12 protein-coding genes are annotated in these 12,647 nt (G+C 59.1%); 3 read left to right on the top strand and 9 right to left on the bottom strand.

Annotation, left to right across the window (positions count from 1 at the left end):
- Positions 1–239 precede the first annotated feature (239 nt).
- A complete protein-coding gene (locus tag ACIREA_RS14780; RefSeq protein WP_397383053.1) occupies positions 240–1,103 on the bottom strand; it encodes a zinc-dependent peptidase in 864 nt (287 codons plus the stop codon).
- Between the two features lie 820 nt (positions 1,104–1,923).
- On the opposite strand from ACIREA_RS14780, the gene ACIREA_RS14775 reads away from it, so the two are divergent.
- Both ACIREA_RS14775 and ACIREA_RS14770 read left to right on the top strand, forming a co-directional pair.
- The gene (locus tag ACIREA_RS14775; RefSeq protein WP_397383052.1) at positions 1,924–3,255 is read left to right on the top strand and encodes an ammonium transporter; all 1,332 of its coding nucleotides are present in this window, start codon (positions 1,924–1,926) and stop codon (positions 3,253–3,255) included.
- Positions 3,256–3,457: 202 nt separating this feature from the next.
- On the top strand, positions 3,458–4,381 hold the full coding sequence (locus ACIREA_RS14770; RefSeq protein WP_397383051.1) for a metallophosphoesterase family protein: 924 nt from the start codon (positions 3,458–3,460) through the stop codon (positions 4,379–4,381).
- 56 nt (positions 4,382–4,437) lie between these two features.
- On the opposite strand, the gene ACIREA_RS14765 is transcribed toward ACIREA_RS14770, so the two are convergent.
- From ACIREA_RS14765 to ACIREA_RS14740, 6 genes are all read right to left on the bottom strand, one after another.
- Positions 4,438–5,019 carry a hypothetical protein gene (locus ACIREA_RS14765; protein WP_397383050.1) on the bottom strand — a complete coding sequence of 194 codons (582 nt, stop codon included), beginning with the start codon at positions 5,017–5,019 and terminating at the stop codon, positions 4,438–4,440.
- A 566-nt stretch (positions 5,020–5,585) separates the two neighbouring features.
- Positions 5,586–5,981 (bottom strand): hypothetical protein, encoded by a 396-nt coding sequence (locus ACIREA_RS14760; protein ID WP_397383049.1) that lies wholly within the window; start codon positions 5,979–5,981, stop codon positions 5,586–5,588.
- A gap of 396 nt (positions 5,982–6,377) precedes the next feature.
- Complete coding sequence (locus ACIREA_RS14755) at positions 6,378–6,659, bottom strand: hypothetical protein (protein ID WP_397383048.1); 282 nt, start codon at positions 6,657–6,659, stop codon at positions 6,378–6,380.
- Between the two features lie 440 nt (positions 6,660–7,099).
- Positions 7,100–7,468 (bottom strand): hypothetical protein, encoded by a 369-nt coding sequence (locus ACIREA_RS14750; RefSeq protein WP_397383047.1) that lies wholly within the window; start codon positions 7,466–7,468, stop codon positions 7,100–7,102.
- A gap of 40 nt (positions 7,469–7,508) precedes the next feature.
- Positions 7,509–8,609, bottom strand: a complete 1,101-nt coding sequence (locus tag ACIREA_RS14745) for a YhcG family protein (RefSeq protein WP_397383046.1) — start codon at positions 8,607–8,609, stop codon at positions 7,509–7,511.
- A gap of 21 nt (positions 8,610–8,630) precedes the next feature.
- Positions 8,631–8,885: a hypothetical protein gene (locus ACIREA_RS14740; protein WP_397383045.1), complete on the bottom strand. Its 255-nt coding sequence runs from the start codon at positions 8,883–8,885 to the stop codon at positions 8,631–8,633.
- Positions 8,886–8,990: 105 nt separating this feature from the next.
- Here ACIREA_RS14740 and ACIREA_RS14735 point away from each other — a divergent pair, with 105 nt between their 5' ends.
- Entirely contained in the window at positions 8,991–9,815 is an 825-nt protein-coding gene (locus ACIREA_RS14735; protein WP_397383044.1) for an abortive infection system antitoxin AbiGi family protein, read from the top strand.
- Positions 9,816–9,990: 175 nt separating this feature from the next.
- Here ACIREA_RS14735 and ACIREA_RS14730 read toward each other — a convergent pair whose 3' ends face one another.
- Complete coding sequence (locus tag ACIREA_RS14730; RefSeq protein WP_397383042.1) at positions 9,991–11,658, bottom strand: DUF4268 domain-containing protein; 1,668 nt, start codon at positions 11,656–11,658, stop codon at positions 9,991–9,993.
- A 69-nt stretch (positions 11,659–11,727) separates the two neighbouring features.
- Positions 11,728–12,647: phosphomethylpyrimidine synthase ThiC (thiC, locus tag ACIREA_RS14725; RefSeq protein ID WP_397383041.1), on the bottom strand; the 920-nt coding region annotated here is incomplete at its 5' end.

Genomic DNA, 12,647 nt, shown 5'->3' with positions numbered 1-12,647 from the left:
TTTTTCACGTCGGGATTCTCGTGGTGGCATGACTCAAGGGTGGGCTGCCATGAGTGAGTTCATGAATGGCATGCCATTAGATGTCATTGCATGCTATTCAGTCTCTGGTATGTATCATGGGCATGAACTCACTTTGCTCCTCCGGCTGACTTCGCTGCGCTACGGTTCCTGCCGGTCTGCCAGGGGTGAAGGGAGGGCAGGCTGGAGAGCCGGGGTTTAATGAGACAGGTGAAACCCACCTACCGTGTCTCCATCCACTCCCGTGGATCCAGACGGTAGTACCTAGCCAGCTCTGCGTACATCTCCGGCCTCTCATCATAGAGCTTTTGCGGTTTCTCGAAGAAGGTCTCGGTGGCCACGGCGAAGAACTCCGCTGGATTCGTCGCGCCGTAGGCATCCAGCACCTTCTCGGTGCCCTCCTCCGTGCGCTGCAGGAAGTCGGCGTAGTTGTCATGGAAGACGTGGGACCACGTGCGGTAGGCAGCACCGCTGGACAGGGCGGGTGAGCCATCGGTGGGGCCATCCTCGTGGTCCAATTGGTGGGCAAACTCATGGAAGGTCACGTTGTCGCCATCGTGAATGCAGCGTGCTCCTTGAGTCACCGAATCCCAGGCCAGAACCACGGTGCCCCAGTGGGATGATTCCCCCAGCCGGTGCACCTTGCCCTCGCTGACGATGCCGTGGTCATCCCTGCGCTGGCTCACCGAACTGAAGGTGGTGGGGTAGAGGTACACCGCACTCAGCTTCGGGTAAGGTCTCCCCTCGCGCTGCACCACCAGCAGGCAGGCCTGCGCTGCCACGGTGAGGATCATGGCCTCCGTCAGCTCCAGTCCACCACAGCCTTCAAAGCGGATCGTGGCAATGAACTGCGCGATCCTCTCATGAAGCCGCAGCCGCAGCTCCTCCGGCAGGTGTACATACAGCGGCACATTCTGCCTCAGTATGTCGATCCATTCCTCATGGAACACCACCGGCTCCTTTGTCTCTACGCCAAACAGCTCCTTCAGTTTCTCCCAGATCATGGGGCGGAGGGTAGTCCATGGGAGGCTGGCTGCCAGAGCATTTGAAAAGCTGGTCTGTGACTGTGGGGCAGCGTGGTTCATGTTCCACAGAAGAAACTCTCCCCAGGTATCCCAACCTCACCCAGCAGGGCAGAAAAAATATTTTCACCCTCCCAAAATGAACTGACAAAACTGACACAACCCCCGGCTCACTTCCATCTGGGAGGGCAGAAAAATAACTCCCCCTCTCAAAACGAACCATCAAAACCTCCGAAACCCCCGAAACCTCCCGCCTGCATGTCCCTTGGACGGCTGAAAAAATAATCCCCCCTGCAAAACACACCGACGAAACCGACGAAACCCCTTGGGTGGGCGAGGGCGCCAGGCAAAGCATCCCCTGATCCTGTGGAACAGGGTAACACGCCGCAACCGTAAGACGCATGAGACTCCCTGTGAAACATGGTCGATGCGGAGCTGCACCTTGTTGCACAGCAACAATGCAACTTTGGGCTGGCCCGCTTTTACTACGACATGGTAGAGAAAAATATTCACCCTCTCAAAACGAACCACCAAAACCACCAAAACCACCGAAACCTCCGAAACTGGGTTTGCTTGGTTCGCCCGGGTGGAGGAAGGGCGCTTTTTGGAAGCAGGAAATCTGGGAGCGACCTCACAAAAACCACCCCGCACCGCCATGCTCCACCTCAGCAGCCCATAGCTCAAAATCATCGTCATCAGCTTGGGCGCGGAATCCGGGGACAGCATAGCTGACTGGGGGTGAAAACCAGCAATGAGCGAAAAATTAAAGCAAGAATCGTGCCATCGACTGGTGGTTTTTTCTTGTCTGCGGAGGTGGTTTGGTTAGCATCGGCACCCCAACCAGCCTCCAACCAAGGCTCAAGCACCAACCTACCAACCAACCATGACCCCATCCCTGCTGAAACGCACGGGGAGCGGGGCCGCACGGCATGCCTTTGCCGCGCTGGCCGCGCTCGCTCTCGCCACCACCTCCGCCCATGCCGCCGACGGCTCCACCATCAACAGCGGGGACACCGCCTGGCTGCTGACCTCCACCGCGCTGGTGCTCTTCATGATGATCCCCGGCCTGGCGCTGTTTTACGCCGGACTCGTGCGGGCGAAGAACATCCTCTCCATCCTGATGCAGTGCTTTGCGCTGACCGCCGTGCTCAGCCTCGTCTGGCTGGCCGTGGGGTACTCGCTGGCGTTTTCAGACGGCGGCAGCATCGTCGGTGGTTTCAGCAAAGTCTTCCTCAGCGGAGTCACGCCCACATCCGTGCGCAGCGACTGCCCCACCATTCCGGAGCTGCTGCACTTCGCCTACCAGATGATGTTTTTCCTCATCACCCCGGGGCTGTTCATCGGTGCGTTTGCCGAGCGCATGAAGTTCCAGGCCATCCTGATCTTCAGCGTGGTGTGGAGCCTCGTGGTCTATGTGCCGTGCTGCTACGGCGTCTGGCACAAGGCGGGCGCGTTCTTCGGCCTCACGGGTGTGATCGATCTCGCGGGCGGCATCGTCGTGCACATCACCGCTGCCGTGGCCGCGCTGGTAGCTTGTATTATGGTCGGTCCGCGCCGGGGCTTCCCGCATGCGCAGATGATGCCGCACAATCTCGCGCTCACCGTCACCGGCGCAGGCATGCTGTGGGTGGGCTGGTTTGGCTTCAATGCGGGCAGCCAGCTCGCGGCGAATGGCTCTGCGGCCATGACCCTCGTCGTCACGCACATTTCCGCCAGCTCCGCCGCCGTGGTGTGGATGTTCATCGAGTGGCTGCGCAACGGCCGGCCCAGCGTGCTCGGCATCGCCACCGGCTCCATCGCCGGGCTCGCGGCCATCACCCCGGCCTCCGGCAAAGTGGGCCCTGTGGGAGCTCTGTGCATCGGCGCCATCTCCTCCATCCTGTGCTGGCTGGCCTGCGCCAAGCTCAAGCAGCGCTTCAAGTATGACGATTCGCTGGACGTCTTCGGCGTGCATGGCGTCGGCGGCTTCGTGGGCACCATCCTCGTGGCCGTGTTTGGCACCACCTCCTTCGCCGGCGGCCTGGGCGACTTCCACATCGGCAGCCAGCTCGTCACGCAGCTCCTTGCCTCGCTTTACACCATCCTGCTTTCCGGCATCGCCAGCTACGCCATCCTCAAGGTGATCGATGTCACCCTCGGCCTGCGCGTCAGCCCCGAAGAAGAAAACCAGGGCCTCGACCTCGCCGAGCACGGCGAAGCCGCGTACAACGACTGATGACGAATCCATGTCGCGGGAGGGAAGGGGGCGGTGGCAGTAAACACGCCGCCGCCACTCCCTCCCCGCGCATGGCAGGCCGGAGAAAGTTGCCCTGTTCCTGCGGAACAGGGAAGCGCCGCAACGACCAGCGGTGTGAGAGGGAGATGCGGAGCCGAACCTTGTTGCGCAGCAACAAGGCTACTTTAGCCTCCCACCAGCCATGCCCATCCACCTCCCTTCCCAATCCCGGCGCACGTTCCTCACTCAGCTTGGCGGCGCGGTGTTCTGCGCTCCGGCGCTTCATGCGGCAGATGCACAGCGGGTGGATCCGGACCGCATCGCCATTCTCAATGACACGCACATCGCCGCCGGGCATACGGCGAATGCGCCCATCCCCACGCACCTGCGGGAGACGGTGGCCTGGCTCGTCGCGCAGGAGCGGCGGCCTGCGGCGGTCGTCATCAATGGAGATCTTGCCTTGAGCAATGGCCGGCCCGGCGACTACGCGCACTTCGCGCGGCTCATCGCCCCGCTGCGGGAGGCCGGCATGCCCGTGCACCTCACGCTGGGGAACCACGATGACCGCGATGTCTTTTACCAGGTGCTGCAGGCGGAGAAAGCAGCGGAGCCGCCCGTGGTCTCGCGCCATGTCGGTGTGGTCACTCTGCCCAGGGCGAATCTCTTCCTGCTCGACTCGCTCAAAACCGTGGGGCAGGGCGCGGAGGCCCGCGTCGTGGCGCAGGGCCTGCTTGGCTCCGAGCAGCTCGACTGGCTGGGCCGCATGCTCGATGCGCACCCCGGCAAGCCCGCCCTCGTCTTCGCCCATCACAATCCCCGGCTCGGCGGCGAGGAGAAGCATTTCCCCGGCGGATTGGAAGACTCCGAGCCCCTGTGGGACCTCCTCGTCTCACGCCCTCAGGTGAAGGCGTATGTCCACGGCCACATCCATCATCGGGATCACTTCCAGCATCGCGGCATCCACATTCTCAACATGCCCGCCACCTCCTACGTCTCCAATCCCACCGAGAGCACCACCGGCTGGACGATGGCCCAGCTCACCGATCAGGGCGCGGATTTCACCACGCTGACGCACGCGCAGGACCACGCATGGAATGGCAAGGTGGAGAAGGCGGCGTGGCGGTGAAGGGGGATGGTCCAAGGCATAGACCGCCTCCCAGACTGTCACCCATGTCCCCGGTCTCAACCAGGATCGGCTCCTGCGTCCTTCTTCTTCTCATCCGGGTTCACGACCTCGCTGAAGTGGATGGCGACGCATTTCGGGCAGATGCCATGAGTGAACTGGGCGGCGGAGCGTGAGGCGACGTATTCTTCCATCTGCTGCCATTCGCCCTCTTCGTCCCGGATGTCCTTGCAGTAGGCGCACGTGGGCAGGAGCCCCTCCAGCGTGCGGACGCGGGCGCGCAGGGCCTTGGTTTGCTCAGACAGTTTGCCGCACAGAAAGGTGATGAAGAGCAGGATCGCGACCCGCAGGATGCCATTGATGATGGCGACGGGCAGTGTGTAGGGAATGCCCCAAGCATATTGGATGCTGAAACGAATGATGCACAGGACGACCGCCAGCCGCAGGGCGGTGCGCAGCCCGCAGTTCCACGCCATCAGCGCGACGGGGATCACGAACAGGACGGGAAAGAAGATAATGGGGCCCGCCAGAAAGTCACAGCAGGCCATCAGCAAGGCCATGAGAAACAGCACCCGCCAGTCGTTCCATGGATACCTTTCGAAAAAGTATTCCGACGGCGGTTGAGGGTGGTGTCCATTCATGGTTGTGGCCTCTTAAGAGGCAGGGAATAGGTGCTGCACAAGGGCAGAGTCGTACAAGTGACTATGAATCAGTGACTAAGGGAAGGCAATGGATTCCCATCAGAACATTCATGGGTAGGAGTACAAATCGGACTTCTCCCCGTAGTTGGGGGTGGCGGCAGCTCGCGTGCGGCAAGCCCTGGGGCGTGCGAACATCCTCGAAGTCGGGCGGTTTGGAGATGGGGGCGTGGGCTTGTGAAAAGGGGGAAAGCGATGATGCCGCAGCCCACGCTGGAGCGAAGGATTCCACGGACGCGCACAGCGCATCCCTACCATCCAGAGCAACGCGTGCCGCAGGGCTGGTAGGGCACCGCTGTGCCGGGGCCGAAGCTTCGGGTCTGTGGCGTCGCGGGCGCTGACAATGGTGCGCCGTCCTTGAAAGGTGGAAAGGCAGGAAGATGGGGGCCGTTGCCGTCGATGGTTTGCAGGTGTGAAATGTCACCATCGCTGGAGAACAGCCCTGCATCTCAGCCTCACCGCTTGAGGCTGCAACAAGGCTCCTTTTCAACGGCGGATGGTATTCGCTGTCAGCGCAGCAGGGTGGCCCGGCGGAGCTCGTAGCCAAGGGCGGGATTCGTGGCGGTGTGCACCGCCAAGGGGGCCAGCGGAGTCAAGGGGGACAACGGAGTCAGGGGACCCACGTAGACGGAGCCTCTGCCAGCGCCATAGGCACCATGCCGGATGGCCTGGGCGTGGTAGAAGGCGTTGTCGTCCAGACCCCGGTGATCGTAGGCAAAGGGCGTGTACAGCTTCGGGCTGTACTGCTGCATGGCCACGTTATTGATCGTGTAGAGCGGGCCGTTGACGCCCGGGGCATGGACGATCCGGGCGGTGTTGACCCACTGGATGCGAGGAGGAAAGGCGCAGGCGGAGAGGCAGGCGGCCAGACCGGTCAGGCCGAGTAGCAGAAAATGACGTTTCATGGTGGTTGGAGATGGGTCGGGAAGGCAATCTTGACACTCATTTCTAACAAACGACTCAAAAAAGATCGAATTAAACTCAGAGCTGGATGTCGCGAGGGACCCTGAAAATCATGTAGGGGCCACCGCCAGCAGGCCTCTTAATTTCAAGCGTCGTTGATAGTCAGCTCCGCGCGCCCCTGCCGCAGCTGCTCCGCGTTCCAGATCGTGAGGTCGTTGAAGAAGCCGTCTTTGCCCATACAGCCAGCCGCTCATGCAAGTTCTCCATCTTTTACCCCCGATCTTTTACCAGCCGGATTGGATGGTAAAAAATAACGGGTAAAAGATGGGGACCTAAAGCCTTGACCCATCCCATGCCCATTCAATCATCAGTCGTGGTAGGTTTCCGACAATGAGCCGTTACTTCGCTCCGCTCGGCTCCGCGCTCCAAATTTTGAGGTCGTCGAAGAAGCCGTCTTTGCCCATGCAGCCGAACTCGACCTTGGACTTCATCGGGTGGGCGATGCCGGGGGACTGGAGGAAGGCCACGGGCTTGCCGTCGATGGAGGCGCGCATTGTGTCGCCCACGGTTTCGAGCATGAAGGTGTGCCAGGCCTCGGGATCAAGGCTGAGGGGGAAGCTGACGTTCTTGCGGCCTTTCGGGGTCGGGGGCTCGCCGGTGGCGCCTTCGGGCCGAGCCACGGTTAGCCAGATCTATACACGAACTTCGTCGCGAAAACGCTGGAAAGCCTGTGGCTGCAAGGCAGGCGCAGTTTTGAAAGGTAGAGTGTATTGGTCAATACTCGATGCCTTTCAAAACAAGCCCAACGAAGCAGACGCGGGCTTTCCGGCGTTTGCAGCAGAAGGCTCGTGAATAGATCAGGCAAAGCCCTTCTGATCCACGAGGATGATCTTGTCCGCCGCGATGCGTGCCATGCAGAGGTGCCCGTAGTGCGAGCCGTTGAACTTCCGGTCGTTAGAGGGACGAGGCCAGCACTGAATCGGCCCATTCTGCTTGGTCTTTGAGCGTCTGGCTTCGTTGTCCCTCAGTTACAGATCGCTGCGGATATGCGCCTTCGGGACGCCTTGCCAGACGCTCAAATACCGGCGCAGCCTGAGCCGTTCAATGCCGGCCCCGTCCCTCACTCCGCCGTCACCGACTGCGCGCCGCCGAGTCGGAAGCGGAACTCGATCACGCTGTCCTGCGTCGGGATGTCGTTGCCGATCACCGCCTGATGCCCCTTCACCGGCGGCTTGCCCTCCTTTGTCGGCGCGTCAAAGCGCATCTGCGTGCCCTTCAGCGTGCCGTTCTCCACGGAAAACGTCGGCACCACGATGGCCCAGCCCTTGTCCTTGCCCAGCTCCGCCCGCTCAAAGTCATCGGAGAAGAGCAGCTTCTTCTTCTTCGCCGTCGGCTCTGCGGGAATGGCAGGCAGCTTCGACGCATCAGCAGCGAAGGTGGAGGCGGTGAGAAGGCTGGCCAGCGTGAGGAAGCGGAAGCGGAGGATCATGGGGGGAGAGGGAACGCGCGGCACGCGGTTGTTTGTCAGATTATTGAGCCTTGCGGGTCGTCTTCTTCCCAGCTTTGCCATCACTCAAAGTGAGTCGCTGCCGGGCGCGGACGACGGCTTGGTGGAGCTTTCGTTCGAGCTGTTTCTTCGGCAGCAGTTTTGTCCAGTAAGTCGCCACGTGGATTCCGCTGCTGGCGAGTTCGAGCAGCTCGACGTGCTCATCGTTCTTGCCCGCGCAGAGGATCATTCCCAGCGGCGCTTCCTCGCCCGGCTCAACGGCATGGCATTTCAGCCAGCCGAGATACAGCTCCATCTGCCCTTTGTCCGCCGCCTCGAAGTCACCGAGCTTCAACTCAATCGCCACGAGCCGCTTGAGTTTCCGATGGTAGAACAGCAGATCGAGATAGTAGTCCTTGGCATCTATCTGCATTCGCTTCTGCCGCTCCAGGAAGGCAAAGCCGATGCCGAGTTCGAGGATGAAGTTCTCCACCTCGCGCAAGATCGCCGCCTCCACATCCTTCTCGGCATAGGTGTCCTTCAGCCCGAGGAAGTCGAGGATGTAGGGATCGCGAAAGACCAGGTCGGGCGTGAGCTTGTCCTCGCTGCGCAGGGCGGCGAGTTCCTGCTTGATGAGCTTGTCGGGCTTCTTCGAGATCGCCGTGCGCTCGTAGAGCATGCTCTTGATCTTCTGCTCCAGCGTGCGCGTGCTCCAGTTTTCCATGCGGCACATCTCGGCGTAGAAGTCGCGCTGCAGTGGGTCGTCGAGGTAGATGATCTGACGGAAATGCGTCCAGCCCAATTTTGTCCGCAGTGCGGTCAAAATGTTCGGATCGGGGAAAGCCTCTGCAAACTTCACCATCCGCGCCAGGTTCCGCTCACCAAACCCACGGCCAAACTCCGCTTCCAATTTTGCAGACAGTGACTGCAAAATCTCGTCCCCATAGCCTGCGCGTTTCTCTTGGAGAATGTCCCGGTGAATGCGAGTGCCGATCTCCCAATACAAGAGCGTCAGACCGGCGTTGACGGTCCGGGCAACGGCTTCGCGGGCCGTGAGGATGAGGTCGCGCACATCCGCAAGCAGCGGCGCGGCAGGGGCGGCGGGTTTGGGAGCGAGCGTGCGAGGCTTGGGCTTGGCGGGCATGGCTCCGTCAGAGTAGCGCGGTCAGGCGGCTTCGGGAAAGGTGAATTGTCTCCGCAGTGCGGAGAGAGTCCCCGTGCCATTCTCCACCGAAAACGTCGTCACCCCAATGGCCCAGCCCTTGTCCTTGCCCAGCTCCGCCCGCTCAAAGTCATCGGAAAAGAGCAGTTCCTTCTTCTTCGCCGTCGGCTCAGCGGGAATGGCAGGCAGCTTCGGCGCATCAGCAGCGAAGGTGGAGGCGGTGAGAAGGCTGGCCAGGGTGAGGAAGCGGAGGTTCATGGGACGATGAAGCGGAGCTTCCTGAAGTTTATCAGAGCTGCAACCTAGATCGAGCGCTTCTAGCTTGATCATTGACGTTTTAAGGCTCCTGAACGATTTTTACTGATGGCCACCGAGTCACGAACAATCATCCATTTTACAAAATCGGCAGAGCCACTGAAAGGCATACTCAAAATTGGCTTCAAGTTAAAGTATTGCCGGGAACGAGTCATGTTTGGAGACACCGAAAAGCAATTCAGGGTCCCGATGGTTAGCTTTTGCGATATTTCGATCTCTCAAGCAGCTGAAAATATTTCAAAGTATGGTCAGTATGGCGTCGGTCTCACTGAACAGTGGGCTATTAAAAGAGGACTCACCCCAGTGATTTATCTGCAGCGCTATTCGGCCCTCGCTGAAAGCATGTTAAAGTTGTCCGACCGCATTGTAGAAGATGAGTCTAAATCCTTCAGAGAGTGGCTGAAACAAGCCAAAGACCAAGGAAAATCCTTGGCTGAAGCCCTCATGAATTATGTAAAAGAGGAAGCCTTAAAAGCTAAAAGCGATGACCTCTTAATGAATGCAATGGACATACTTAGGTACACCAAAAACTACAAAGGCGACCTTGTTCGCGCCAACGGCGAGCGCACACCAGATTATTATTTTGGTGATGAGCGTGAATGGCGCTATGCGCTCAAAACACGGAATTTTGGTATGTTCATGTATATGGAGCAGATGACCGAGAAAGAGGGAATGGCTGAGATGATGCAAAAATTGATCGACGATCAAAGACTGCTTTTTGACGCGCAAGATATTAGTTTTATCATCGTGCCAACCGATGGAGAGCGCGATGATATTCAGCGTCACATCGAAAGTCTAGGAGACAGGTTTTCTCAGGATGAGATGGCAGAGTTGAAGTCAAAGGTATTGAAGTTGGAAGAGCTTATAAAGTAAGGCCAATTCGTCCGCTGGACCCAACAGATGCCCAAACCCTCTGGATATGCTGATGACTCGCCATTCGGCTTCCTGAAGTTTTCACCGCCCCTTCTTCACGATCACTCGTCGGAGTTGGTAGAGGCGTTTGTCAGGATTTTGCACCTGAGCTCGTTTCCTCCACGCTCTCTAAGGATCACGAGATGAAAAGAGGGGCGAAGGCTCGATAAAATTTTACTGCTCGTTTTGCTGCCCAATCAAGCAGCACACCATTCTCCGCATCCAGCTCGATGCGAGCCGGTGTATAGACCGCGATGCGGCAGGCGCGGCTGTTTTCACGAAACTCCCACGATAGAGGTTCGCCGACGATCTCCTCGAATTCCTGCTTGCGCTCGTAAATTTCATCAAACTTGCGCTCGTTTTGTTCGCGATTTCCGCAATCAAGATATAGCTCAATGCGTAGTTGTCTGTTGCGGGTAAAAGTCACGAACAAGCAGGCAGCTTGGGCGCGCCCCATCCAATTGAGAGATACAAGCGACTGCCAACTAGCTCCTTTTGGCAATACCTCTCGGAGAGGGAAACCTAACTCCTGCTTGAGTCGCGTATTCAAAGCTTCGAAGAATGAGATGTAAGCGTTTGCACGCTCATTTGTCCGCACAAAGGTTAGCTGGCGCTCTGTCATACGGATCACGGTTGCTCGCCAGCCTTCGTCTAGCCACGCAGCCGACTGCGGTTTTACCGGGTCGTTCGCCCACCACGCACGATAGTCAAAGGCAGATCGCGGCAGCTCTTTCCCAAGAACTCGTTCGATCTCCTGAAATGTCATCAAAACCGATGTCGTGGTTGCCGACTGAGATCTGAGATGAGCGGAAAGTGCCGCGTAGGTGCCACGAGGTTCGTCGTCGTCACCTATTTCAGGAGTGGTGGGTGTCTGAGGGTGAGCGGCTGGCGGCCCGACCGGAACCACGGGGGGCAACGGAGGAGAGGGAGGTGCAGGCGCCGGCAAGTTCTGTTCCAGCCATTCGGACGCTACCATGATGAGTCGACGCTCCTCGCCAGATAGTTCTCCGCGGAAATGCGCGAGCTTATTGCGCACATCGCGTACGCGTTCTAGCAATCCTCGCAATTCGGTAGCGTCGTTCGCTTTGTTCAGCTTTGGGGCGTTCGGGTGATCAAGTAACACCCTAATTATTTCGTCCATTGTGAGCTGGTCAAAAGCCTTTCCCGGTTTTGGCAGAGCTAGTCGCTTCTCAGCTTCGGCGACAGCTTCTGTATCGGAACCCACGGCAGGGGCGGTTAGATTCACTTTGTCTAGGTAGCCAAGAATGGCCGGGCGCAGCTTGCGCCGAATGTCCGCCGCGCGATCCGTCACTTTCGCAATCGTCGTTTCCAGCCCGGCCTCATCACCCACAAAAAGTGCTGCTATGGCCTCCTTCATTCGGGATTCGATGCCTTCGATTTGCATTAAGTCTTGCGCGTATTCGCGGAAAAAAACCGTCGTATCTGCGGTCGTGACGATGCCCGACAGCGCATCCGACTCGTCTAAGATAAGGGCAAAATTGTCACGCTGGATATCGTCGAGTGTGGCTAGCAAGTCGGCGTCTGGTGCATAGGTGCGGACACGCCGCGCAACGTCCTTCACCTGCAACATGTCCGGCTGCGTTTTAAAAGACTGCACGCAGTGTAGAATTCCTTCAAAGGTCACGACCTGCCCACGCGAAGTCTTGCCATCTGATTCCACAACTGGAATTTGGCTGTAACCGTGCCGATGCATTAGGTCGATGGCGTGCGTAATTGGCTCGTGCATCTGCACCGTGCGCAGTTGTTGCTCGTTCGGCAAAAGTTCCTCGAGAGTAAAAGGCATATCGTTGTTAGGCTAGTGCTCTGTTTGAACGGGCAATTATGAACGGACGTATCTAACAAACATACAGCTCTACGCTTTCGTATACACCTCCGCACCAGCTTCGACGAACTCCTTGCTCTTCTCCGCCATCCCCTTGGCGAGCGCTTCCTCTTCGGAGATCGCCTGCTCTGCGGCATACTTGCGCACGTCTTCGGTGATCTTCATGCTGCAGAAGTGCGGGCCGCACATGCTGCAGAAGTGGGCGGACTTGGCACCGTCCTGAGGGAGGGTTTCGTCGTGGAAGGAGCGGGCGGTGACGGGGTCGAGGCTCAGATTGAACTGGTCTTCCCAGCGGAACTCGAAGCGGGCTTTGCTGAGGGCGTTGTCGCGGTACTGCGCGCCGGGGTGGCCTTTGGCGAGGTCGGCGGCGTGGGCGGCGAGTTTATAAGTGATGACGCCGACTTTGACGTCTTCCTTGTTGGGCAGGCCGAGGTGTTCCTTGGGCGTGACGTAGCAGAGCATGGCGCAGCCGTACCAGCCGATCATGGCGGCGCCGATGCCGCTGGTGATGTGGTCGTAGCCGGGGGCGATGTCGGTTGTGAGGGGCCCGAGGGTGTAGAAGGGGGCCTCGTGGCACCACTCGAGCTGCTTGGCCATGTTTTCCTCGATCATGTGCATGGGCACGTGGCCGGGGCCTTCGTTCATGACCTGCACGCCCTTGGCCCAGGCGCGGGTGGTCAGCTCGCCCTGCACTTCGAGTTCGCCAAACTGCGCCTTGTCATTCGCATCGGCGATGGAGCCGGGGCGCAAACCGTCGCCGATGGAGAAGGAGACGTCGTAGGCGGCCATGATGTCGCAGATGTCGTCCCAGTGGGTGTAGAGGAAGTTTTCCTTGTGGTGGGCCAGGCACCACTTGGCCATGATGCTGCCGCCACGGGAGACGATGCCGGTCATGCGAGAAGCCGTCATGGGCACAAAGCGCAGCAGCACGCCGGCGTGGATGGTGAAGT

It is taken from the genome of Prosthecobacter sp., assembly GCF_044373815.1.
Lineage (GTDB): Bacteria > Verrucomicrobiota > Verrucomicrobiia > Verrucomicrobiales > Verrucomicrobiaceae > Prosthecobacter.
Note: the sequence above shows the minus strand (reverse complement) of the source record. Positions and strands in the feature narration are given on the sequence as shown.

Bases quoted from the DNA above. Each gene is read 5' to 3' on its own strand.
- ACIREA_RS14760 (WP_397383049.1), bottom strand. From the start codon at position 5,981: ATGAAACGTCATTTTCTGCTACTCGGCCTGACCGGTCTGGCCGCCTGC.
- ACIREA_RS14740 (WP_397383045.1), bottom strand. From the start codon at position 8,885: ATGAACCTCCGCTTCCTCACCCTGGCCAGCCTTCTCACCGCCTCCACC.
- ACIREA_RS14770 (WP_397383051.1), top strand. From the start codon at position 3,458: ATGCCCATCCACCTCCCTTCCCAATCCCGGCGCACGTTCCTCACTCAG.
- ACIREA_RS14750 (WP_397383047.1), bottom strand. From the start codon at position 7,468: ATGATCCTCCGCTTCCGCTTCCTCACGCTGGCCAGCCTTCTCACCGCC.
- ACIREA_RS14765 (WP_397383050.1), bottom strand. From the start codon at position 5,019: ATGAATGGACACCACCCTCAACCGCCGTCGGAATACTTTTTCGAAAGG.
- ACIREA_RS14735 (WP_397383044.1), top strand. From the start codon at position 8,991: ATGGCCACCGAGTCACGAACAATCATCCATTTTACAAAATCGGCAGAG.
- ACIREA_RS14745 (WP_397383046.1), bottom strand. From the start codon at position 8,609: ATGCCCGCCAAGCCCAAGCCTCGCACGCTCGCTCCCAAACCCGCCGCC.
- ACIREA_RS14780 (WP_397383053.1), bottom strand. From the start codon at position 1,103: ATGAACCACGCTGCCCCACAGTCACAGACCAGCTTTTCAAATGCTCTG.
- ACIREA_RS14775 (WP_397383052.1), top strand. From the start codon at position 1,924: ATGACCCCATCCCTGCTGAAACGCACGGGGAGCGGGGCCGCACGGCAT.
- ACIREA_RS14730 (WP_397383042.1), bottom strand. From the start codon at position 11,658: ATGCCTTTTACTCTCGAGGAACTTTTGCCGAACGAGCAACAACTGCGC.